This window comes from Roseateles sp. P5_D6 (genome assembly GCF_054049415.1).
The window spans coordinates 83,736-106,041 of sequence record NZ_JBFUMK010000003.1 but is presented as its reverse complement, the minus strand read 5'-3'; the positions used below and the strand labels follow the sequence as shown (position 1 = coordinate 106,041).

The 22,306-nt window shown below is 69.4% G+C and carries 20 protein-coding genes; 9 read left to right on the top strand and 11 right to left on the bottom strand.

Annotation, left to right across the window (positions count from 1 at the left end):
* Nucleotides 1–14: 14 nt before the first annotated feature.
* From ACXJKM_RS04550 to ACXJKM_RS04535, 4 genes are all read left to right on the top strand, one after another.
* Nucleotides 15–527: a hypothetical protein gene (locus ACXJKM_RS04550; RefSeq protein ID WP_056205505.1), complete on the top strand. Its 513-nt coding sequence runs from the start codon at nucleotides 15–17 to the stop codon at nucleotides 525–527.
* A gap of 94 nt (nucleotides 528–621) precedes the next feature.
* On the top strand, nucleotides 622–1,056 hold the full coding sequence (locus ACXJKM_RS04545; RefSeq protein ID WP_056205503.1) for a hypothetical protein: 435 nt from the start codon (nucleotides 622–624) through the stop codon (nucleotides 1,054–1,056).
* Nucleotides 1,057–1,072: 16 nt separating this feature from the next.
* Nucleotides 1,073–1,735: a 4'-phosphopantetheinyl transferase family protein gene (locus tag ACXJKM_RS04540; RefSeq protein ID WP_457350557.1), complete on the top strand. Its 663-nt coding sequence runs from the start codon at nucleotides 1,073–1,075 to the stop codon at nucleotides 1,733–1,735.
* A 34-nt stretch (nucleotides 1,736–1,769) separates the two neighbouring features.
* Nucleotides 1,770–2,675 (top strand): polysaccharide deacetylase family protein, encoded by a 906-nt coding sequence (locus tag ACXJKM_RS04535; RefSeq protein WP_056205499.1) that lies wholly within the window; start codon nucleotides 1,770–1,772, stop codon nucleotides 2,673–2,675.
* On the opposite strand, the gene ACXJKM_RS04530 is transcribed toward ACXJKM_RS04535, so the two are convergent.
* A complete protein-coding gene (locus tag ACXJKM_RS04530; protein WP_457321166.1) occupies nucleotides 2,676–3,392 on the bottom strand; it encodes a class I SAM-dependent methyltransferase in 717 nt (238 codons plus the stop codon). It lies immediately after the preceding gene.
* Between the two features lie 64 nt (nucleotides 3,393–3,456).
* Here ACXJKM_RS04530 and ACXJKM_RS04525 point away from each other — a divergent pair, with 64 nt between their 5' ends.
* On the top strand, nucleotides 3,457–4,293 hold the full coding sequence (locus ACXJKM_RS04525; RefSeq protein ID WP_457350555.1) for a D-hexose-6-phosphate mutarotase: 837 nt from the start codon (nucleotides 3,457–3,459) through the stop codon (nucleotides 4,291–4,293).
* A 15-nt stretch (nucleotides 4,294–4,308) separates the two neighbouring features.
* On the opposite strand, the gene ACXJKM_RS04520 is transcribed toward ACXJKM_RS04525, so the two are convergent.
* From ACXJKM_RS04520 to ACXJKM_RS04510, 3 genes are read right to left on the bottom strand one after another with little or no spacing between them, the layout of a single operon-like run.
* Complete coding sequence (locus ACXJKM_RS04520; RefSeq protein WP_457350553.1) at nucleotides 4,309–4,827, bottom strand: TPM domain-containing protein; 519 nt, start codon at nucleotides 4,825–4,827, stop codon at nucleotides 4,309–4,311.
* Nucleotides 4,827–5,735: a TPM domain-containing protein gene (locus tag ACXJKM_RS04515; RefSeq protein ID WP_457321161.1), complete on the bottom strand. Its 909-nt coding sequence runs from the start codon at nucleotides 5,733–5,735 to the stop codon at nucleotides 4,827–4,829. The genes ACXJKM_RS04520 and ACXJKM_RS04515 overlap by 1 nt, the downstream gene beginning before the upstream one ends.
* 7 nt (nucleotides 5,736–5,742) lie before the next feature.
* Nucleotides 5,743–6,360: a LemA family protein gene (locus tag ACXJKM_RS04510; RefSeq protein WP_457350551.1), complete on the bottom strand. Its 618-nt coding sequence runs from the start codon at nucleotides 6,358–6,360 to the stop codon at nucleotides 5,743–5,745.
* Between the two features lie 95 nt (nucleotides 6,361–6,455).
* Here ACXJKM_RS04510 and hemE point away from each other — a divergent pair, with 95 nt between their 5' ends.
* The 3 genes from hemE (at nucleotide 6,456) to ACXJKM_RS04495 (ending at nucleotide 11,447) form a co-directional block, all read left to right on the top strand.
* Nucleotides 6,456–7,535: a uroporphyrinogen decarboxylase gene (gene hemE, locus ACXJKM_RS04505; protein ID WP_457350549.1), complete on the top strand. Its 1,080-nt coding sequence runs from the start codon at nucleotides 6,456–6,458 to the stop codon at nucleotides 7,533–7,535.
* A 319-nt stretch (nucleotides 7,536–7,854) separates the two neighbouring features.
* Nucleotides 7,855–9,921 (top strand): primosomal protein N', encoded by a 2,067-nt coding sequence (locus ACXJKM_RS04500; protein ID WP_457350547.1) that lies wholly within the window; start codon nucleotides 7,855–7,857, stop codon nucleotides 9,919–9,921.
* A gap of 17 nt (nucleotides 9,922–9,938) precedes the next feature.
* On the top strand, nucleotides 9,939–11,447 hold the full coding sequence (locus ACXJKM_RS04495; RefSeq protein WP_457350545.1) for an alkaline phosphatase D family protein: 1,509 nt from the start codon (nucleotides 9,939–9,941) through the stop codon (nucleotides 11,445–11,447).
* A 10-nt stretch (nucleotides 11,448–11,457) separates the two neighbouring features.
* Here the strand turns inward: ACXJKM_RS04495 and ACXJKM_RS04490 are convergent, their stop codons facing one another.
* The 6 genes from ACXJKM_RS04490 to ACXJKM_RS04465 form a co-directional block, all read right to left on the bottom strand.
* On the bottom strand, nucleotides 11,458–12,147 hold the full coding sequence (locus ACXJKM_RS04490; RefSeq protein ID WP_457350543.1) for a hypothetical protein: 690 nt from the start codon (nucleotides 12,145–12,147) through the stop codon (nucleotides 11,458–11,460).
* Nucleotides 12,148–12,598: 451 nt separating this feature from the next.
* Nucleotides 12,599–12,964: a hypothetical protein gene (locus ACXJKM_RS04485; RefSeq protein WP_056205481.1), complete on the bottom strand. Its 366-nt coding sequence runs from the start codon at nucleotides 12,962–12,964 to the stop codon at nucleotides 12,599–12,601.
* 267 nt (nucleotides 12,965–13,231) lie between these two features.
* Nucleotides 13,232–15,283: an ATP-dependent helicase gene (locus ACXJKM_RS04480; protein ID WP_457350541.1), complete on the bottom strand. Its 2,052-nt coding sequence runs from the start codon at nucleotides 15,281–15,283 to the stop codon at nucleotides 13,232–13,234.
* A gap of 147 nt (nucleotides 15,284–15,430) precedes the next feature.
* Entirely contained in the window at nucleotides 15,431–18,076 is a 2,646-nt protein-coding gene (locus tag ACXJKM_RS04475; RefSeq protein ID WP_457350540.1) for a hypothetical protein, read from the bottom strand.
* 153 nt (nucleotides 18,077–18,229) lie between these two features.
* Nucleotides 18,230–18,817, bottom strand: coding sequence for a PEP-CTERM sorting domain-containing protein (locus tag ACXJKM_RS04470; protein ID WP_457320802.1), 588 nt, complete (start codon nucleotides 18,815–18,817; stop codon nucleotides 18,230–18,232).
* Nucleotides 18,818–18,898: 81 nt separating this feature from the next.
* Entirely contained in the window at nucleotides 18,899–19,942 is a 1,044-nt protein-coding gene (locus tag ACXJKM_RS04465) for a hypothetical protein (protein ID WP_457350538.1), read from the bottom strand.
* 105 nt (nucleotides 19,943–20,047) lie between these two features.
* On the opposite strand from ACXJKM_RS04465, the gene ACXJKM_RS04460 reads away from it, so the two are divergent.
* Nucleotides 20,048–21,007 (top strand): AEC family transporter, encoded by a 960-nt coding sequence (locus ACXJKM_RS04460; RefSeq protein WP_057298490.1) that lies wholly within the window; start codon nucleotides 20,048–20,050, stop codon nucleotides 21,005–21,007.
* Nucleotides 21,008–21,217: 210 nt separating this feature from the next.
* Here the strand turns inward: ACXJKM_RS04460 and ACXJKM_RS04455 are convergent, their stop codons facing one another.
* Nucleotides 21,218–22,276, bottom strand: coding sequence for a PEP-CTERM sorting domain-containing protein (locus tag ACXJKM_RS04455; protein ID WP_457320808.1), 1,059 nt, complete (start codon nucleotides 22,274–22,276; stop codon nucleotides 21,218–21,220).
* Nucleotides 22,277–22,306: the final 30 nt, after the last annotated feature.

Here is a 22,306-nt window from a genome sequence, read left to right as displayed (position 1 = left end):
CCTGGGAGGGCCTGATGAAGCAGAGCGTACTGACCGTTGCAATGATCTTGGCGAGCGCTGCGGCGCAAGCCGGTTCGCCGGAACAGGAGTTGGCTGACGGCAAGCGGATCGCCGCCAGCTTGTCGCAGGAAGGTCGAGACCTCTGCGTCTTCGACAACGGTGCGCCGTCCGACATGCCGCACCAGAAACTGCAACAGCTCAAGGTCGCCAAGGGCACCTATGGCGGCGTCAAGGAGTTGCTGCCGGCCCTGGTGCAGCAGGCCCTGGCGAACAAGGCCGATGCCCTCGTGGACTACAACAGTTCGCAGCGTTTTGGCTTCTGGCCTTGGCGCGTCGTGCGCCCGGTGGTCACGGCAACCGCCATCCGCTGGAACGAGGCGCCTCGCAAGTCCTGCGAGGCCATGGGTGGCGTGCGCATGGAGGTCATCCTGACGACCAACAAGAGCCCCGAGGCGCTGGCGCAGGGCGTCGCGCCTCAGGCGCCCGCCGCCGCCACGGCCGATCAGGCGGCATCCGCGCCGCAGTGATCGCAGGGCTGCGCAGCGCATTTGCCGGCTTCCGCCTACCTGTGCGGCGCCCTTGATACGGCATCATCGAAAGCCCCGTTCAAGGAGCGTGCTCATGAAGTTTCGTCTTGTGGTCTTGGCCGCCGCTGCGTTGCTGTCGGCGCCAGCCTTCGCGCGCGACACCGTGCTGCATATCCCGCTGGCCGATGTGCTGGAACTGCCCGAGGCCAAGGAAAAACTGGACCCGGCGTTCAAGTTCTATTTGGCCGGTCAAGCGACGCCGAAGGTCAGCAGACGCCTCGCGACCTACGTGGCCAATCCGAAGACCAACGGCTTCGGCAAGGCGGACGACTATGGCTGCAAATGGGCCGCATTGAGTGCGCTGATCGATCTGCAGGATGGCGCCAAGCGCCACGGCGCCAATGCGGTGGTCGACATCGTCAGCTACTACCGGAAGGTGGAGTACAAGAGTGCGACCGATTTCGAGTGCCATGCCGGTGCCTTCGTCATTGGCGTCGCTTTGCGCGGCACTTTGGCCAAGGTTGAGTGACGGACCACGGCTCGCGGTGACCCTGCTCTGCCTGCTGGCCGCCGAGCCTGAGCTGCGGGTCGGCATGCCGTCACCGGGCGCCTGGCTGACGCCCTCCGAGCAGGCTCGCCTGCAGTCGCTGGGCACCGAGGCCCGGCGCGACACCTTCCTGGCCGGCCGCTGGCTGGCGCGCCGCGCGGTGCAGCGCTGGCTGGGCTCGGATGAGCCGCCCGCACTGGAGGTGGCCAGCAGCGGTGCCTGCCGCGTGGCTGGCCGTGGCGATGTGTTCGTGTCCATCAGCCACAGCGCCGGCACAGTCGCCTGCGCCGCGGCCGGGGTGCCGATCGGCATCGATATGGAAAGCCTGGCTCGGCCGCGCGACCACCTGGCCCTGGCCGAGACGGTGCACAGCCCCGCGCAGCGCGCCGACCTGGCCGCCTTGCCGGTCGAGGCGCGCGCGCAGGTCTTTCTGCAGGCCTGGACGCTCAAGGAGGCCTGGCTCAAGGCGCGCGAACAGGGTCTGGACTTTGCGCTGATGCGGGCGCTGGACTTCAGCGACGACCCCGAGGGCGACGTGGCCGTCACGACCATCGGCGCTGTGGTGCTGGCTGTGGCCTGCAATCCCAAGTTGCCTGTGCGCATCGAAGGCCCCATGAATGCAGTGTGGCGCCGCTGCCGGGCGCGCAGGGCCGGCGAATAAACTGCTGGCCCCACGAAAGCAGTACGGAGGCAGGATGGCGCGATGGCGCTTCGCAGCGGCATTTGCAAGCCTGGCGTTGGTCGTCGCGACCCATGCCGCGGCCGACCCGTCGCCGCTGGCCGAGCATGTGTCGGTGAGCGCCCCGGTGCCCATCCGCCTGTTGCTGACTTTCGACGACGGCCCGAGCGCGCGGGAGACCGACAACCCGACGGTCCAGATCCTCGACGGCCTCGCGCGCAATGCCATCCAGCCGGGCATCAAGGCGCTGTTCTTCGTGCAGACGGGCGCCGTGAACGGCGGTGCGACACCGCGCGGCCAGGCGCTGATGCGCCGCACGCTGGCGGAGGGCCATGTGCTGGGTTTTCACACCGCGACGCCCGGCCACACCAGCCACACCAAGCTGAGTGATGAGCTGCTCGAAGGCAGCCTCAGCCAGGGCTTGGCGGCGCATATGGAATTGGCCGGCCGCCCCCCGGTGCTGGTGCGCCCGCCGCATTGGGCCTACGACGCGCGCACCTTCGCGGCCTATCAGCGCCATGGACTCAGCGTCGTGATGACGGACCTGTCCGCCAACGACGGCAAGATCCCCTGGCCCAATGCCAGCCTGCGCCGGCGCTCGCATTTCGAGCACCAGATGCGCGAGCTGCGCCGGCGGGTCACCGAGCTGCCGCTGGTGGACGGCGTGCGGCCGGTGGTCGTGACCTTCCACGATGCCAACCCCTTCACCGGCAGCCATGTCGACGAATATCTGCAGATCCTCGTCGATGGCGCCAACAAGGCCGGGCTGGTGTTGGCCGATCCGCCGTTCTACGACTCGGCCGAATCCTTGGAAGCCGCTGCGCGGGCGCGGGCGCTGACCGACCCGAGCGTGCAGATCCGCATCCCGGGCTTCTGGACTTCGCTGCTGGCCTGGATCCTGCCCGAGCCTCCGCTGGACTGATCAGCCGGGCTTGCGAGCGACGGCGTTCAGCAGCGTTTCCTCGCGATTTTTCGGCTGGCCCAAGCCCAGCCATTCGCGCGCACCCAGGTCGCTGCGGCTCCACCACAGATAGGGCGTGCTGATGCGGTCCGCGTCCACCTGGAAGCCGGCCTCGCGCACCAGGGCGATGAACTCGTCCGCCGTGCGCTGCACATGCATGGGGTGGCGGAACAGCAGCCGGATGATCCAGCTGTGGATGTAGGCGCGCGTGCTCTCGGCCAGCAGCAGCAGGCCGCCGGGCTTAAGCACGCGAAACGCCTCGGCCAGGGCCGCTTTCTGGTCGACGATGTGGTGCAGGGTCTGGTGGCACAGCACGATGTCCACCGACGCGTCCGGCAGCGGAATGCGCTCGGCATGCGCCGCGTGCAGGGTGACGGGCACGGGGCAGGCTTTCACCATCGCGGCGCAGCGGGCCTCGAAGTCCGGCTCGGGGTCGAGTGCATGGATCTGGGCCGGCGCAAAGCGTGCCGCCATCTCCGGCAGGGAGTGGCCCTGGCCGGTGCCGATGTCCAGCATGACGCCGCCGCGCGGCGCGTCCGGCGCCATGCGCTGCAGGTCGCTCAGCGCACGGCCCAGCACGTGCACGCGCCAGGTCGCGGTGGACAGGAACCACAGGCCGAAGCGGGTCTCGGGCACGAAGGCCAGTTTCTGGGAGGGGCGGGCGCTGGCTGTGTTCATGGGCGGCGGCCCCGAAAAAACAAGTCGGCGATGATAGGGCTTTGCCCCTTCGCGCCCGCCTGCCATGAGCTCCGAACCGTCCAGTTTCACCCTGCAAAGCCCCGATGGCGCGAGCGCCCAGTTCAGCTTGCACGGCGGCCACCTGCTGTCGTGGCGCCCACCCGGTGCCGGTGAGCAGCTCTATCTGTCGCCGCGCAGCGAATTCACGCCAGGCAAGGCCATCCGCGGCGGCGTGCCGGTGTGTTTCCCGCAGTTTGCCGAGCGCGGGCCGCTGCCCAAGCATGGCTTTGCGCGCACGCTGCCGTGGGAGCTGGTTCAGCAGCAGCAGGGCAAGGACGATGCGCTAGCCGTCATGCGCCTGCGCGACAGCGACGCGACGCGTGCGATCTGGCCGCATGCCTTCGAGCTGGAGTTGAGTGTGCGCGTGGGCGGCCGCAGCCTCGACATCGAACTCGCCTGTGAGAACCTCGGCGACGCACCGCTGCAGTTCACAGCGGCGCTGCATACCTATTTGCGCGTGGCCGACCTGGACGCGGTCAGCGTCGAAGGGCTGGCCGGCCTGCGCTATTTCGACAGCATCAAGCAGGCCGAGGCGTTGCAGCGCATGGATCTGCTGCTGACCGGCGAAAAGGGCGTGCTGGACCTGGACCGCATCTATTTCGGTGTCAAGGACCGTCCGCTGCTGGTGACCGAGGACCGGCGCCAGGTGGCCGTCCGCCAGCAGGGTTTCGAAGATGCCGTGGTCTGGAACCCTGGCCCCGAGCGCTGCGCCAAGCTGGCCGACATGCCCCCCGAAGGCTGGTCGGAGATGCTGTGCGTGGAGGCGGCATGCATCGGTCGCCCCATCGAGCTGCAAGCCGGCGATACCTGGGTCGGCCGGCAGAGCCTGGCCTTGCTGTAGCCAGGCGCGGGCCGCTCAGCCCAGCAGCGGCTCGTCCGGCAGTTCGTTCAGGCGCGGCGTGGCGGCGCTCGCGTCACGCGGGAAGTGCGCCACCAGCAGCGCGTCCACGGCCGCGATGGCGTCGACCAGGCCCGGCTCGAAGCGGCCGGCGCGGAAGGCCTCGCTCATGGCCTGGACCAGCTGCTGCCAGTGACCGGCACCCACGCGGCGCGCCAGCGCGCGGTCGGCGACGATCTCGATGCGGTGCTCGGCCAGCAGCAGGTAGATCAGCACGCCGTTGTTGTGCTCCGTGTCCCACACGCCCAGCTTGGCGAACATCGTGACGGCCCGTTCGCGCGCCGGCGCGTCGCGCCAGAGGTAGCTCAGTGGCAGGCTGGCTTCGACGCAGACGCGGATCTCGCCGCTGTGGCGCTGCTCGCTGTCGGCCACGCGCTTGTGAAGCCGCACCAGCGCCTCGGGTGGCAGCACGCGGCGGGCATCGTCCTCGTCCCAGAGGCGATGGCGGATGAAGCGCTGGAGTGACAGGCGCGCCATCACCAGTCTCCCGAGGCGCCACCGCCGCCGAAGTTGCCGCCCCCGCCGGAAGAGAAGCCGCCGCCCCCACCGAAGCCACCACCCCCGCCACCACCCCCGCCGAAGATGATGGGCGGGATCAGCATGCCGCCGCGGCGGCCGCTGAGTCCGGCAAGGCCGGAACTTCGTCGAGCGGCGCCGATGCCGAACAGGCCCACGAGCACCAGGGCCGCGACCGCGGCTATGCCGGCCACGACGAGGCCGCCGCCAAAGGCCCAACCCGCCGCGCCGGCGGCGCCTGCCGTGGCCAGGCTGCCCAGCTTGCGGCCGAACAGGCCGGTCAGCAGCATGCCGACAACCGGCACGCCGATAAAGAAGAGCATGCCGAGGTCCTGGAAACCAAAGCCCTCGTTGTCACCGGCGTGCGGCGCGGAAGCGGGGGTTGGCAGGCCTTCGCCGTTGATGCGCGCCTGCAGTTTCTCGATGGCCGCCTGCAGGCCACCGGCGTAGTCGCCATTGCGGAAGGCCGGCTTCATGGCCGTGTCGATGATCTGCCGCGCGGCCAGGTCGGGCACCGCGCCTTCGAGGGCCTTGGCCACCTCGATGCGCATCTTGCGGTCGTTCTTGGCGACGACGATCAGCAGCCCGTCACCCACTTCGCGGCGGCCGATCTTCCACTGGTCGGCGACGCGCTGGGCATAGGCGGCGATGTCCTCGGGCGCGGTCGTCGGCACCATCAGCACCACGATCTGCGGCCCCGACGCGCGCTCGTAGGCGGCCAGCCGGTCTTCGAGTGCCTGGCGCTGCGTGGCGTCGAGCGTGGCGGTCTGGTCGATGACGCGGGCATTCAGTCCCGGCACAGGCTGCACGCCCTGGGCCTGGACCCACGGCGCCGCCAACAGCAGCAGCAAGGCAGTCAGCCAGCGCATCGCGCGGCTACTTCGACGCGGCCGGTGCCACCGGCCTGGCCGTCGTGCCGAAGTCCACCGTCGGCGCCGTCGTGATGGCCGCCTCGTTCTGCACGGTGAAGTTGGGCTTGGCCTTGTAGCCGAACAGCATGGCCGTCAGGTTGTTCGGGAAGCTGCGCGTGTGGACGTTGTAGCTGGCCACTGTCTGGATGTAGCGGTTGCGCGCCACGGTGATGCGGTTCTCGGTGCCTTCGAGCTGCACGCGCAGATCCTGGAAGCCCTGGTTGGCCTTCAGGTTGGGATAGTTCTCGGTGACCACCAGCAGCCGGGACAGCGCGCTGCTCAGCTCACCCTGGGCTGCCTGGAACTTCTTCAAAGCCTCGGGGTCGTTGACCAGCTCCGGCGTGGCCTGCACGCTGGTCGCGCGGGCGCGCGCCTCGACGACGCGGGTCAGCGTTTCCTGCTCGAAGTTGGCCTCACCCTTGACCGTGTTGACGATGTTGGGAATGAGGTCGGCCCGGCGCTGGTACTGGCTCAGCACCTCGGCCCAGCTGGCGCTGACCTGCTCGTCAAGGGTCTGGAACTGGTTGTAGCCGCAGCCCGACAGGCTGGCGGCGGCGGCCACGGTGACGAGGATTCGGATCATGGGCGCATCTCGCTGCTGGGAGGATGGCAGACAAGGGCAAACGACGCTCCCGCGACGTGCCGGATCGTGCCGGGGCCAGCAGGGATAATTTGGCCATGTTCGCCCCCCTGCAAAACGATACCTTCCTGCGCGCCTGCCTGCGCCAGCCCACCGAGCACACGCCCATCTGGCTGATGCGCCAGGCCGGCCGCTACCTGCCCGAGTACCGCGCCACGCGCGAGAAGGCCGGCAGCTTCATGGGCCTGGCGACCAACACCGACTACGCCACCGAGGTGACGCTGCAGCCGCTGGAGCGCTTCCCGCTGGACGCCGCCATCCTGTTCAGCGACATCCTGACGGTGCCCGACGCGATGGGCCTGGGCCTGTCCTTCCAGCAGGGCGAGGGCCCGAAATTCGCAAGGCAGGTGCGCGACGAGGCCGCGGTGGCAGCGCTGGAAGTACCCGACATGGACAAGCTGCGCTATGTCTTCGACGCCGTCACGTCCATCCGCAAGGCCTTGAACGGCCGCGTGCCGCTGATCGGCTTCTCCGGAAGCCCCTGGACCCTGGCCTGCTACATGGTGGAAGGCGGGGGCTCCGACGACTACCGCCTCGTCAAGAGCCTGATGTATTCGCGCCCCGACCTGATGCACCGCATCCTGGACGTGAACGCCCGCTCGGTGGCCGCCTATCTGAACGCCCAGATCGAAGCCGGCGCCCAGGCCGTCATGCTGTTCGACTCCTGGGGCGGCGTGCTGGCCGACGGCGCCTTCCAGCAGTTCAGCCTGGCCTATTCGCGCCAGGTGCTGAGCCAGGTGAAGACCGAGCACGGTGGCGTGCGCATTCCTCGGCTGCTGTTCACCAAGGGCGGCGGCCTGTGGCTGGACGAGATCGCCGATGCCGGTGCCGACGTCGTCGGCCTGGACTGGACGATGAACCTTGGCGCCGCCCGTGCCCGCGTGGGCGATCGGGTCGCGCTGCAGGGCAACCTCGACCCCAATGTGCTGTTCGCGCCACCCGAAACCGTACGTGCTCAGGCTCGCGCCGTGCTGGACAGCTTCGGCAAGCCCGCCGCCGGCCACGGCCATGTCTTCAACCTCGGCCATGGCATCAGCCAGTTCACCCCGCCCGAGAGCGTCGAAGCCCTGGTGGACGAGGTTCACCAGCATTCGCGCCGCCTGCGAACTGCAGCCTGACAGGGCCGTCAAATCTGCAGTTCCGCGATGACTTATCCCCAAAATTCGGGAGGCGAGGGCGGCGGACTGTCGTTGGTGCGGCGCACCTAAGAGTTTTCCCGAATTCGTGCTAAGTGCTTGATTTTCAAGGCAGCACTCAAATGGCGCCGACGAACGGATTTGGGGCGGTTCGTCCCGCTCTGGCGCTCTATCGGCCCGCACGGGGCGATTTGCTCACAAACTTATCCACAGAAATTGTGGGCAACCCAAGAGCCTTTAAGAATCATGTACTTGCAGCCACTTGCTGAGCCACTGCTTCACAAGAAGCGCGGAGCTGCGCATGGCTGAAGCTGAAGGCCCTGCAACGGTGCGCGTGGCGGTCGACGCCCCTCAGCACAGCGGCTTGAATGGCCCGCTTGACTACGCGAGTGAGCAGGCGCTCGCATCAGGCACTTTGGTGCGGGTGCCGCTGGGCAAGCGTGAACTGCTGGGCATCGTCTGGCCGGGCGACGAAACCATGGCGCCAGACGTCACCCTGCGGCCGGTGGCCGCCGTTTTTGACGCGTTGACGCCGCTGGGCGCCGACTGGTGCCGGCTGCTGGATTTCGCCGCCGGCTATTACCAGCGCAGCGTCGGCGAACTGGCCAGCGCGGTGCTGCCGCCGCAGTTGCGTGAACTTTCGCCTGATCAGTTGGCTGCGCGTTTGCGCAAGCTGGACCGCAAGGTCGCCAAGGCGGTCGCCGTGCCCGAACCGGTCCGGCCCGAGCTGGCGCCGGAGCAGGCCGAGGCCGTCACCCGCATCACGGCCCAGATCGACGGCGGCGAGCGCAAGCCGCTGCTGCTGTTCGGCGTGACCGGCAGCGGCAAGACCGAGGTCTATCTGCGCGCCGCCGAAGCCGCGCTGGCGGCGGGCCGCCAGGTGCTGGTGCTGGTGCCCGAGATCAACCTGACGCCGCAACTGGAGGCCCGCTTTACCGAACGCTTCGCGGCGCTGCTGCCTCAGCCCCTGGCCATCGTGTCGCTGCACAGCGCGCTGACGCCGGCCCAGCGCCTGCAGAACTGGCTGGCCGCCCACCTCGGCCGCGCGCGGCTGGTGCTGGGCACGCGGTTGGCGGTATTCGCGTCGATGCCCGAACTGGGGCTGATCGTCGTCGACGAGGAGCATGACCCTTCCTACAAGCAGCAGGACGGCGCCCGCTACTCGGCGCGCGACCTGGCCATCTGGCGCGCGCATGACCTTCAAGTACCCGTCGTGCTCGGCTCGGCCACGCCGTCGTTGGAGAGCTGGCAGCACGCCGAAAGTGGCCGTTATGAGCGCCTGACGCTGGCGGCTCGCATCGGCGGCGGCGCGCTGCCCCGCGTCAGGCTCTTCGACATGAAGGCCTTGCCGCCCACCGCTGGCGTGACGACCGCGCTGACCGCGCCGCTGCTGGCCGAACTGAAGGCACGACTGGAGCGCGGCGAGCAAAGCCTCGTCTTCCTGAACCGCCGCGGCTATGCACCGGTGCTGCATTGCGGCGAATGCCAGTGGAAGAGCGACTGCCCCCACTGCAGCGCCTGGCGCGTCTTCCACAAGCGCGACCGCACGCTGCGCTGCCACCACTGCGGCTTCACCGAGCGCGTGCCGAGTGCCTGCCCCAACTGCGGCAACCACGACATCGCCCCCATCGGCCGCGGCACTGAGAAGCTGGAGGAGCAGCTCGGCGAGGCCTTGCCCGGCGCGCGCGTGCTGCGCATCGATGCCGACTCGACGCGGCGCAAGGGCGAACTGGAGACCCAACTGCAGGCCGTGCACGACGGCGACGTCGACATCCTCGTCGGCACGCAGATGATCACCAAGGGCCACGACTTCCGGCGCATCCGCTTCGTCGCCGCGGTGAACCCGGATGGGGCTCTCTTCAGCAGCGACTTCCGCGCGCCGGAGCGCCTGTTCGCGTTGCTGATGCAGGCGGGCGGCCGTGCGGGTCGCGATGCCTCAGGTGAGACGCCGGCCGAGATGTGGGTGCAGACCTGGCACCGCGACCATGCCCTCTACCAGGCGCTGGCACGCCACGACTATGTGCGCTTCGCCAGCGACCAACTGGCCGAGCGCCGCTCCGCCAGCCTGCCGCCGTTTGCCCACCTGGCACTGCTGCGCGCCGAGGCGCGCACGGTGGAGGCGGCCAAGGCCTTCCTGACGGCCGCCGCGGAGCTGATGCATGACGACGGCGTGCTGGTCTACCCGCCGGTGCCGCACGCGGTGGCCCGCGTGGCGGACGTGGAGCGCATGCAGATGCTGGTGGAGGCCACGCAGCGCGCGCGGCTGCAGGCCTTCCTGCGCGGCTGGGTGCCTGAGCTGATTGCGCTCAAGCGCGAGCACAAGGCGGTGCTGCGCTGGGCCGTCGACGTGGATCCGCTGGCCATCTGACACGCCAGAATGCGGCGATGGACACCCATCGCCGCCACCTGCTCCAGCTGTCCCTGGCCGCCGGCCTCGCGCCCGGCTTATTGCGCCATGCGCGAGCGGACGTGGCGCCGCGCTTCGCGCTGGGCATCGCATCCGGCCACCCGACGCCTGACGGCATGGTGCTGTGGACCCGGCTGACCGGCGCTGACCTGCCGGCGCGCGTCGAGGTGCGCTGGGAGGTTGCGGAGGATGAAGCCTTTCAGCGCCGCGTCGCCTCGGGCACCGAGATCGCTGAAGGCGCCTGGGCGCACAGCGTGCATGCCGAGCCCGCAGGGCTCAAGCCGGGCCGCTGGTACTGGTACCGCTTCGAGGCGCTGGGCCAGCGCAGCCCGGCGGGCCGCACGCGCACCACGCCGGCCGCGGACGCACTGGAGCCGCTGCGCTTTGCCATCGCCAGCTGCCAGCGCTGGGACCACGGCTTCTTCGCCGCCTGGCGCCACATGCTGGCCGAGGAGCTGGACCTCGTCATGTTCTTGGGCGACTACATCTATGAATACGGCGGCGCACCTGGCCGCGTGCGGGCCGTGGAAGGCGGTGCTGCCGTGACGCTGGACCAGTACCGCGGCCGCTACGCGCAGTACAAGTCCGACCCCGCGCTGCAGGCCATGCATGCCGCCGTGCCCTGGCTGTACGTGTGGGACGACCACGAGGTCGAGAACGATTACGCCGGGCTGCGCGGCGAGAAGATCGCGCAGGACTTCCCGGCGCGCCGGGCCGCCGCCTACCAGGCCTGCTGGGAGCACCAGCCCCTGCCCAAGGCCTGGCGCCCGCGCGGTGTGGAGATGCGCATGCATGGCCGCCACACCTGGGGGCGGCTGGCCGTCATCCATGCGCTGGACGACCGCCAGTACCGCGACCCGCAGCTGTGCACCAAGGCCGGCAGATACGGCAGCAACACGCTGCCGCTGCGTGAGTGCCCGGAGCTGCTGGACCCGAAACGCACGCTGCTGGGCGCGGCCCAGGAACGCTGGCTGGCCGAGGGCTGGGACACCACGCCGGGCCGCTGGAATCTCGTCGCACAGCAGACGGTGATGGCGCGCATGAACTGGAACGCGACTGAGCCCACTTACTGGACCGACGGCTGGGATGGCTACGCGCCGGCCCGCAACCGGCTGCTGGCGACCGTGCGCGAACGCCAGGTGCCCAACGTCGTCGTGCTGGGCGGCGACGTGCATTCGCACGTCGTGGCAGACCTGAAGGCCGACTTCGACGACCCCGACTCGCCCGTCGTCGCCAGCGAGTTCTGCGGCAGTTCCATCACCAGTTGGGGTGGCAAGCAGCAGCGGTTGGACGAGGTGTTGCCGCACAACCCGCACCTGCACTACGGCCGCAGCGACCAGCGTGGCTACATGGCCTTCGTGGTCGACAAGGCGGGGCTGCGGGCGGCGGTTCGGTCGCTGGACGATGCCCTGCAGCCTGACAGCGCCATCCGGACGGTGGCACGTTTCGCCGTGCAAGACGGCCGAGCCGGCGTGCAGCCCGCCTGACGGCAGCGGCTCAGCGCGGGCGCGGCGTGGGGGCCGTCAGCGCGGCGGCCAGCGCCGTGGCGCGGCGCGCCTCGGCCTGGCGGCGCAGCGTGCGCGGCAGCAGCAGGCAGCCCGCCAGTGCGGCGAAGGTCAGCGCCAGGCTGCCGGGCTCGGGGATGCGGTTCAGGTTGACGTTGTCGAGGTTGCCGCCCAGGCCGTCGCTGGTGCCCACGGATGCGAAGCTCAGCAGGTTGCGGCCGGCCTGGGCCGTCAGGCTGAACTTGACCTCGGTCCATTGATTGCCGCTGCCGCCGAGGCCGCTCAGGGTGGCGCCGAGCTGCACGCCGTTCCAGAACGCCTGCATGCCGTTGGTCGACGCGGCCTGGAGCTCGCGCGGTGCATACCAGAAGCTCAGTTCATAGCGTGCGCCAGCGCTGAGGTTGTCGAGGTATTGACCGATCAGCGTGTTGCCGTTGGTGTCGAGCTCGAGGTAGTTGCGGCCGTCCTGGGCCGTGCCGGCGACGTTGTTGCGGACTTCGAAACCGCTGCCGGGCCCGCCGAGCCAGGTCCAGCCCGGCGTGGTGACCACGTTGACCCAGTTGCCGTTGGCCACGGCCGTGCTCTCGAAGCTGCCGTTGACGAGCAGGTTCACCGGCGCGGGGGCGGCCAGTGCGGAACTGCCGAAGGCAATCAGAGCGAGCAGGGACAGGGCGCGTTTCATGGGCGGGGGCAGGCGGTGTGATGACTGGCCGCGATTCTTTAGCCAGCTCTGCCCCGTGCCGGGTGCAGAGTTCACACTCGCGAAACCACCCCCCTCAGGCCGGTGTGCCGCCTGTGAAGCAATTCACTGAAAACGGTTGTTGGGGACTGAGGTATTTCGGGCCGAGCGCTGGGCCTGCCATGGGCCAGAGGCCCATGGCCTTGCGTAGGCACAAGCAGTCCGCAGGGACTGCTTGTGTCCGACTCCAGTTCACCGAGCCGGCCCGCTTGGGCGATGTGCTTGCGGCTCGATGCCGCAAGCATCGCCGTCCCCTCGGGGGCTTCGGCCGGACACATTGCGCCCGGTGGGCGCGATGTGCCTGCCGAAGAGCTGCGGCACTGCCGCAGCGCGGTCTGCAAGACCGATCAGGCACGCCTGCGTTCAGTAGGGCGTGGCTGGGCGAGGGGCAGTTTTACCGCGGCGTGTGCGCGAGGGTGCTGGCCAGTGCCGCGGCACGGCGCTGTTGCTCCTGGCGACGCAGGGCGCGGCTCACGGGGCGCGCAACTGCCAGGGCCAGAGCACCCAGGACGATCAGCAGCGAGCCCGTGTCGACCTCGGCGGGCAGAGCGTCGAACTCGGTTTCGGCCTGGCGGTTGGCCGGCGTCCAGTGGGCGTTGCCGTTGAACGACGTCAGGCTGGCCGAGCCGAGGCGGCCGGCATCGGCAATCACGGTGGCCGTCGTCGTGTCGACGATGGGTTGGCGCGCTTCACGCGTGGCGCCGGCCGGGGTCGAGGAACTCAGGGCAGCGAGGACGGCAGCAAGGACCAGGGCTTTCATGTGCAGGCTCACCGGAAAGAAGGGCTGGATCGCATTGTTCGCAGCCTACCGTGGCGAGGTTGTGAAGACTTCACGCGCTCGGGGGGTACCCCCGCGAATGAGCGCTTCAGTCTTGACTATTGAGAAGCCCCTCGTCCAAGGAGTACCTTGACCGGTCCCCCGAGGGGACAGCGATGCTTGCGGCATCAAGCCGCAAGCACATCGCCAGGGCGGGCCGGCTCGGGAGCGGCCCAGCGCTCGCCCCGCAGAAAGGCACTACGGCGGCGGCTATTGGGGTGCCGCCCGCGCGGCTGCCTTGGCGGCCAGTTCTTCGCGCATGCGCTTGAGCTTTTCCCGGGGATCCTCGCGGGTGCTGCCCTCGTGCAGCTTCATCTCGGCCAGGAAGCGGCTGGGAATGCCCACGACGGTGTCGCGGCCTTTTTTGCGCCGGCGCAACGTCGACACGGCCAGCGTCGTGCGCGCCCGCGTGATGCCGACGTACATCAGCCGCCTCTCCTCCTGCAGCGCCTCGGCCGTCAGCTCGGCTTCCTCGCGCTTGAAGGGCAACAGGCCCTCGTTGACGCCAGCCAGCACCACGTGGGGCCATTCCAGGCCCTTGGAGGCGTGGAGCGTGGTCAGCGTGACCTGGTCCTGGTCCTCGCCGCGCTCGGCCAGCGACAGGATGACGCTGATGGTCTGGGCCACGTCCAGCACGCTCTGCTTGGGCTCGGTGAAGCTGACGCCGCCTTCCTCGCTGTGCTGGCCGCCGCAGCGCTTGGCGATCCAGTCGACGAAGTCCAGCACATTGCCCCAGCGCGCCTGGGCGACCTTCTCGTTCTCCTCGTTGTCGAGCAGATGGGCCTCGTAGGCGATGTCCTTGAGCCACTCCGTCAGCATGGCGTGAGCCGCGGTGTGGCCTTCGGTATGTTTGGCCTTGTATTGCAGCTCGTTCACAGTGCGGCCGAACTCGTGCAGGCCGTCCAGGGCGCGCTTGGTCAGCGAAGTGGCCAGGCTCTCGGAGAAGAGGGCCTCGAACATGCTGCACTTCCACTGCGCCGAGAAGGTGCCCAGGGCGCCTAAGGTCTGGTGGCCGATGCCGCGCTTGGGCGTCGTCACGGCGCGCAGGAAGGCCGGGTCGTCGTCCTGGTTCACCAGCAGGCGCAGCCAGGCACACAGGTCCTTGATCTCGGCCTTGTCGAAGAAGCTCTGGCCGCCCGAGACCTTGTAGGGGATCTGGGCGCGGCGCAGGGCCTGCTCGAAGATGCGCGCCTGGTGGTTGGCGCGGTACAGGATCGCAAAGTCGCGGTATTGAGGTCCCTTGCCATCGGCACGCAGCTGCTGGATGCGCGCCACGGCGCGCTCGGCCTCGTGCTCCTCGCCGTCAGCCTCCAGCAGCACAACCGGCTCGCCATCGCCGTACTCGCTCCAGAGCTTCTTCTCGAAGATCTTGGGGTTGCCGGCGATGACGTTGTTGGCCGCGCGCAGGATGCTGCCGGTGGAGCGGTAGTTCTGCTCCAGCGGGATGACCTTCAGCTTGGGGTAGTCGGTCGGCAGGCGCTTCAGGTTCTCGATGGTCGCACCGCGCCAGCCGTAGATGGACTGGTCATCGTCGCCCACGGCCGTGAACATGCCGCGCTCGCCCACCAGCGCCTTCAGCAGCTCGTACTGCACGGCGTTGGTGTCCTGGTATTCGTCCACCAGCACATAGCGGAGCTTGTCCTGCCATTTCGCGCGCGCTTCGGCGTGCGTCGTCAGCAGCTTGAGCGGCAGCGTGATGAGGTCGTCGAAGTCCACCGCCTGGTAGGCGGCCAAGCGCTCCTGGTAGCGCACCATGACGGCGGCGGCCGAGCGTTCATCCTCGTCCTTGGCCACCTGCGCTGCCTGGGCCGCGTCCAGCCCCTGGTTCTTCCACAGCGAGATGGTCCACTGCCAGCGCCGCGCCTGGTTCACATCCGTCGTGCCGCCGGCGTCCTTCAGCACGTTGAGCACATCGTCGCTGTCGAGGATGGAGAACTGCTCTTTCAGCCCGACCCGCGAGCCCTCCTCGCGCAGCAGGCGCACGCCCAGTGAGTGGAAGGTCGAGATCGCCAGGTCCTTGGCCGCCTTGTTGCCGACGAGTGCCTTGGCCCGCTCGCGCATTTCCTGCGCGGCCTTGTTCGTGAAGGTGATGGCGGCGATCTGGCTGGGCCGATAGCCCGACACCAGCAGCTGCGCGATCTTGGTCGTGATGACGCGCGTCTTGCCCGAGCCCGCGCCAGCGATGACGAGGCAGGGACCGCTCAGGTGGTAGACGGCTTCGAGTTGGGCCGGGTTGAGGCCAGCGGCGGGCGGGGATGACATGTCTTTGGTGGCGGCTCTGCTTGCGGGCCGAGCGACGGGCCGCTCCCAAGCCGGCCCGCGCTGGCGATGTGCTTGCGGTTCAACGCCGCAAGCATCGCCGTCCCGTAGGGGGACCGGCCAAGGTACACCTTGGACGAGGGGCGCACATCATGCCACTCGCGCTACCCCTTCCCCTGGCAAGGCCCGCAGCCCCAGCCCCAGTAGCAGCAGCGTGAAGAAAACGAAGCCGACGCGGGGCACGTCCAGCAGGCTGTCGAAAGCGCCCACGGTACCTAAGCCGATCAGCGCGGCGACGATAGCCGGCGCCAGCGGATGGTCGCGACCGCGGCCGAAGCTCAGGCGCACCAGCACCAGCAGGTAGGCCCCACCCAGCAGGGCCAGGCCCACCAGGCCCTGCTCGAACAGCACGTGCAGGGCCGCGTTCTTGATATGCCAGGGCAGGTGGTGGCGGTCGCTGGAGAAGAACCAACGTGCCATCTCGCGGTTGAAATCGCCATTGACCAGCAGCTGGCGCCCCTGGGCGTCCTGCATCGCGATGCGAGCGATGTCGACGCGCGCCGCGCGCGTGTCCAGCGCCATGGAGAAGGTCACGAAGCGCGGGGCCCACCAGTCGCCGCCCAGCGCTGGCACCGGCCCGAGCTTGAATTCGCTGGTCTGCCAGGCACCCATGCCGGCTGTTGCCGCGGCAGGCGCCGTGGCTTCGGCGCCGCCTTCCGCCGGCGCCTCGGCCCGCAGCGGCTTGAGCATCGGCTCGACGCTGTGGCAGTTGTCCGGGTAGATGAGGTTCTTCTCGCAGATCTGCAGCACCAGATTCGCGTCGGCCGCCGTGCGGTGCACCAGGGTGATGGCAACAGGCCCGGCCGCCGGTGCGGTGATGCGCTGGCTGACGCGGAACTGTTCGCCGCGGCCCAGCGCATGCTTGCCGGCGGCCAGCGCCAGATAGGACTCGGTCGGGTCGTGGCGCAGCCGGTAGTCGCCCACCTGGCTGCTGACCGGGCCCTCGTAGAAATTGCTCGGCACAAAGCGCCCCGCGCCCTTGCCCAGCAGCCACTGGCGGCCGCCGTGCAGCAGGTGCAGGCCCTCGCGCCAATGCGTCAGGCGGGTCTGGCCGTCCTCCTTCCAGGTGGCCACCCGGTCACGCAGATAGGCGCCGCCGCCCAGGGCCGCGACGATGGCCATCACCATCAGCAGGCCGGCAACCAGCAGGGCGCGCTTGCGCCAGCCCGCGGCGCCGTGGCTGTCCTTGCCCTGCAAGGGCCACAGGCGCGGCTCCACCAGCATGGCCGCCCACACGCCGGCCAGAGCCAGGCCTGCTGCCAGCGCCGTCCAGCGGCCCGTGGTGCCGCTCCAGTAGTCGGCCACGATGACCATGGTGGCCAGCAGCCAGAACCAGGCCGTCGCGACCAGCAGCACATACAGGGGCCGTGCCTGCCCCGGCTGGTCGCGCCAGCGCAGCGCGGCGCAGCACAGCAGCGCGACGACGTTGAGCACATAGGCCGCCTTCGGCACGGCCATGGACAAGGCCCAGCTCGCGCCACCGAGCAACAGGGCCAGCAGGCCGCCCATGATCAGCGCCGTCAGCCGCTGGCTCAAGGTGGGCAGCCACAGGCTGGCCGGCATGGCCAGCAGGATGACCATGACAAAGAACAGGGCCAGCAGGCCGCGGTAGCCACCGCTGCCGAATATCAGAGCGGCGGCCAGCGCGAAGGCGCCGGCCATGGCAAGCGCCCCGACCTTGGCCAGGCGCGGCAGCGGCTCGTCGACAGCGCCCAGCGTGCTGTCGATCTGGCTGCTTTCCGGGCCCGAGGCTGCGGCGCGGCGGCGCTGGGCGTCGGCCAGCATGACCATGGGGATGAGAGCCAGCGGCAACGCCAGGTAGACGCCGCGCGAGAAAGTGGTGAGGCAGGCATAGGCCGCCAGCAGCGCGATGACAAGACCGATGGCAAAGCGCCAGGGCGAGCGCGTGCGCAGCAGGGCCAGCAGGGCGAAGGGCAGGGTCAGCACCAGGAAGCCGTCCAGGGCCGCGCCGCCGACATGCATCTCCCAGAAAAGGGCCGTGGTGCGGTAGTCGGTCGAGAAGTCCAGCACGCCGGGGTAGGCCAGGCGCTCCCACAGCGCGGCGGCACTGGCGCCGGCCAGGGCCAGCACCAGGCCGAGCAGCAGGCCGCGCGAGAAACCTCTTGGACGCGCGGTGGCTGCGGCCGTCCACAGCGGCAGCAGGGCCAGCGCCAGGAAGATGGCCTTGGCGTTGCGCACCGAGTTCATCGCCTCGTGATAGCCATGGAACCAGCCGAAGGTGAAGCCACCGGCGTCGGCGAAACCGCGCCTGATGCTCCAGGCCGCCGACAGCGCCAGGGCCATCATCAGCACGACGACGACCGGCGAATAGACGAGGCCGTGGCGCCAGGCCGGCGCGCGGTCGCGCGCGTTCAGCTGCAGCGCATAGGCCAGATAACCGCCACAGCCGCAGGCGGTGACGAGCAGGTCCATCTCCTCGAAGCTGATCCAGCCGGTCCAGGGGGCCAGGCCGACCAGCGGCAGCGGCGCGAGCACAAGAACGGGCGTCTTGACCCAGAACAGCGCCGCCAGCAGCACAGCGGCGCCCCAGGCAGCCAGTGCGAGCGGCCCCGACAGCGGGTGGTGCCAGGCCAACTCGGCGCCCACGAGGCCAAAGCCGACGCCGGCCGCGAGGGCCAGCCACTGGGTCTTGGTGGCGGGCAGCTTGAGCTGCAGTTCGCCCAGGCCCATCAGGCCCTGGGTGGCGGGGGCGGCCCCGACCGCGGCCATCAGCACGCCCGCCGGTTCAAGCCGGCAGGGATCGGGACAAAACGGGTCGCGTATGACGGCGCAAGCAGCGGGCGGGCCATGAAACCTCCGGAGAAGCGCGCATTGTTGCCGAGCCCCGAAGGCCGTGCATCGCGGGCAACCCGGGCCGGCTGAACGGGTTCAGCGCCTGCGCCGTAGCGCCGCCAGCAGCCCCAGGCCGCCCAGCAGCAGTGCCGCGTGGGTGGGCTCGGGCACGGCCGTGACCTGGATGTTGTCGATGCCGACCACTTCGGTGACGCCAGCATGGAATTCGCCCTTGATCGTCAGGCTGGTCACGTTGGCCAGCACCTGCCAGGACGGCAGCACGAAACTGTAGTGATGCCACTGACCATCGGCCGGCGGGTTGTTCGCGGCCACCATGTCGAACACCACGCCGCCGCCGGCCCCGATGATGGTCACTTCACCGAAAGGCGCCCAGTCCGGCGCATCGCCGTTGATGTTCCTGGCGTCGAAGGACAGCGTGCCGCCGGCAAAGGCCGACCAGTTGCCCAACCAGGCAGTGGGCGCGTTCAGCAGGAAGTCGTCGTCCGTGATGTCGGTGACCTGGAGCCAGCCACCGCCGTTGCCGCCGCTGGCCATCCAGACCTGGGCGCCACCGTTGCTGGTGGTCCAGCCTTCGGCGTCGGTGTTGAAACCGGCGGCCATCGCAGCCGAGGTGGCCAGCGACAGCGCGACGGCGACGAAAGGCGCAAGGAGAGAACGGGCCATGGCGGTGCTCCAGCATTGGTAGGGCGCGCATGTTGGCCGAGGGGCCGCTGCGGCGACATCCCTAGCCAACGTCCGGAAAGCTCAACCCTGGGGCAGACCGCGGGTGCCGGCCGTGGGGGCAGACGGCTCCGAAACGTGGGCCGCCATGGCGAGCAGGCCCACACCGGCCGCGGCGCCGAGCCACAGCCAGCGCTTCCACCAGGCGGCTCGAGCCTTGGCTTCGACGGCGGGGCCGGGTTCGGCAGCGCCGCCGGCGCTGCGTGGGGGGGCGAGGCCCAGCCACTCGCGCAGTTCGTCGGCGAGGCCCTCGGCGCCGCGCGTGCGCAGCTCAGGCGATTCGGCCATAGTGCCGCGCAGCAGGGCATCGAGCTTGATCTGCTGCGCCGACTTCATCAGCGGCCAGGCCTCGGCCACGCTGCCACGCAGCGGCGCCAAGCCCCGGGGTGTGTCCTCCCAGCCGCAGATGAAGACGCGGGCCAGGGCGCCCAGGCCATAGATCTCGCTGGCGAGAGTGGGTGGTTCGCCGTTGCGGCGCTCGGGCGCCACGAAGGCCGGCGAAGCGCCGAGGCTCAGGCCGCGGTCGAAAGGGTCGGTCGGGTCGGGAATCTTGGTCAGGCCCAGGCCCATCAGGCGCACGCCGCCTTCGGGGCCGAGCCAGATCATGGCGGGGTCGATCTCGGCCAGCAGCCAGCCCTGCTGGTGGGCCGAGCGCAGGGCTTCGCAGAGCTGCACCAGCAACTCGACGCGCTGGCGAAGCCCCAACTGGTGCAACTGCGGCAGCACCGGCTCGCCATGCTCTCCCTCGACGATCAGATAGGGGTGGGCATCGGGTGTCACGCCGCTGTCGCTGGGCACGGCGATGTGGAGGTGCTGCAGCTTGGCGAGGTCACCGGCCTGGTCGGCGTAGCGCAGCATGACGCCGGCGCCCTGGTCGCTGCGGTCCAGCACGAGGACGGCCGCCTTCTGCTCCGTGGCCATTGCATGGTGGGCGCTGTACCACTGGCCGGCATGGGCCTGCTCGCCGTCGGCCAGCGGTTTCTCCAGCCGCCACACGCCCAGCGCCTGCCCTTCGTCCAGGGGCGCGGCGGCGGCTGGCGGTGGCAGGGAGAGATTGGGCATGCGCATGGCGCGGCATATTAGGGGTGACCCCAGGGGGCTGCCATCCCCCTTTGTTACAAAGCGGGCCGGTCCGCGCATTCGCTCACGGCCCTGGATACTCGCCCCCGGACAATGCTTGCCGTTCTCGCCACGACCTTTCCGTTCTTCGCGCTGGTGCTGTGCGGCTGGCTGGCCGCCGAGCGCGGTCTGCTGCCGGACAGCGCCATTCCCGGCCTGAATGGGTTCGTGCTTTTCTTTGCGCTGCCCTGCCTGCTGTTCCGCTTCGGGCGCGACACGCCGCTGCTGGAGCTGCTGAACCCGGCCCTGCTCGGCGTCTATCTCAGCTCGGCGCTGCTGATCGTCTTCTTCACGGTGGCAACGACGCTGTCCGAGCGAGTGGGCATGAAGGACGCGGCCTTTGGCGCCCTGGTGGCGGCCTTCCCCAACACCGGCTTCATGGGCGTGCCGCTGATCGTCGCGTTGTTGGGCAATGCCGCTGGCGGGGCTGTCGTCAGCACCATCCTGGCCGACCTCTTCGTGACGAGCTCGCTGTGCATCGCCCTGGCCCAGGCTGGCGCCAGCGGGCATGCCGGCCGGGCGGCGTTCGTGCAGGCGCTGAAGGCGGCCGCTTCCAATCCGCTGCCCTGGTCCATTGCCCTGGGTGCGGCTTTGGGCGTCAGCGGCCTGGTGTTGCCGGGGCCGCTGGCCAAGGTCATTGCCATGCTGGGGGATGCGGCCTCGCCGGTGGCGCTGTTCTCCATTGGCGCGGTGCTCAGCCGCTCGGGCCGTGCCAACCGCAAGGCCGGCCGTGTGACGCCGGCGGCGCTTTACCTGCCCGTGGCCGCCATCAAGCTGCTGCTGCATCCGGCGCTGGTCTTCGCCTTGGGTGCCGCGGCGCGCTGGCTGGGGGCGCCGCTGGCCTGGCCGCAGCTGGTTGCGCTGACGCTGGCGGCCGCGCTGCCCAGCGCCAGCAATGTGTCGCTGCTGGCCGAGCGCTACGGCGCAGACAACGGCCGCATCGCGCGCATCATCCTGGCGTCGACCGGCCTGGCCTTTTTCAGCTTCAGCGGCCTGGCGGCCCTGCTGATCTGACCTATGAAGCTTGCGGGCCGAGCGCCGGGCCTGCCATGGGCCAGAGGCCCATGGCCTTCCGTAGGCACAACCAGTCCGCAGGGACTGCTTGTGTCCGACTCCAGTTCACCTAGCCGGCCCGCCGTTGGCGATGTGCTTGCCGGTCGATCCGGCAAGCATCGCCGTCCCCTCGGGGGACCGACCGCGTACCCGCGGGCGAGGGGCTTCAGTTCAGCGGCGGCGACGCGCCACCCAGGCGATGACGCTCAGGCCCGACAGCAGCAGCGCATAGGTCTCGGGTTCGGGAATCGGCAAGCCGCCGCCGGTCGCACAGGCGAGGTTCTGGCAGATCGTGCCGCTGCCATTGCCGGCGAAGCTGATGCCGTAGTCCGCCGCAGCGGCGCCAGACATCACATAGACCGTCGAGCCCTGCGGCAACTGCATGCCCGTGAACTGCACGGTGTTGGAGAAGTCCGCGGCACCGTTGCCGCTGATGCTCGTGCTCAGCTCGGACTTCAGGTACAGCGCCGTGCCATAGGTGAAGCTATAGCTGCCGATGACATCCTCGTTGATCGTCAGCGTGCCGTTGCCATCCGTGTAGGTCCACAGGCCGTCGCTGTAGACGCTTTTGTTCCAGTGGTCCGAGCCGGCGTCGTAGGAGGCGTAGACCGACGCGACGACCTGGTTGGAGAAGGAGCGCAGCGACCAGTCGATGGACGCGCCGCCATTGCCCGTCGTGATGCCGGCGAGACTGCCGTCGATGTGGATGGTGCCGGTGAAGGTGCCCGTGCCGGTGCCGCCGCCGATCTGGTAGAGCTCTTCCCAGGCCGAGCGCCCGACCGCATAGGTCAGGTTGTTGCTCTCCACGTGCATGGGCCAGCTGGTCGCGCCGACGACGAACTGGCCGTCGTAGCTCTGGCTCACCGGCGTGAAGCCGGCCAGCGAGGCGCTGGCGTGGTTGCTGCCCCAGTCCGTCATGCCGTAGGCATTGGCGGTGACGGGCGTCATGCCCTGGCTGGCGTCACCTGCCCAGACGCCACCGGCCGTCACATTGGGCAGGGGCGTGGCTTGATCGTAGGCGGCGCCGCTGCGGTAGTCGGAGCCGTAATAGACGCTGCCGTAGACGGTGTTCGGGTTGCCGCCGGCGTCCAGGCCAAAGACGGGGCTGGTTGTCTGGATGCTGTTGTAGTAGCCGCTGTAGGCCTCGGCAAAGACGCGGTATTGCGACTGCGCCTGGGCGGTGCAGGCGAGGGAAGCGAGACCCAGCAGGGTCAAGGCACGAAGAGACATGGCACGGCTCCCAAGGCAGCGAGCCGGCGG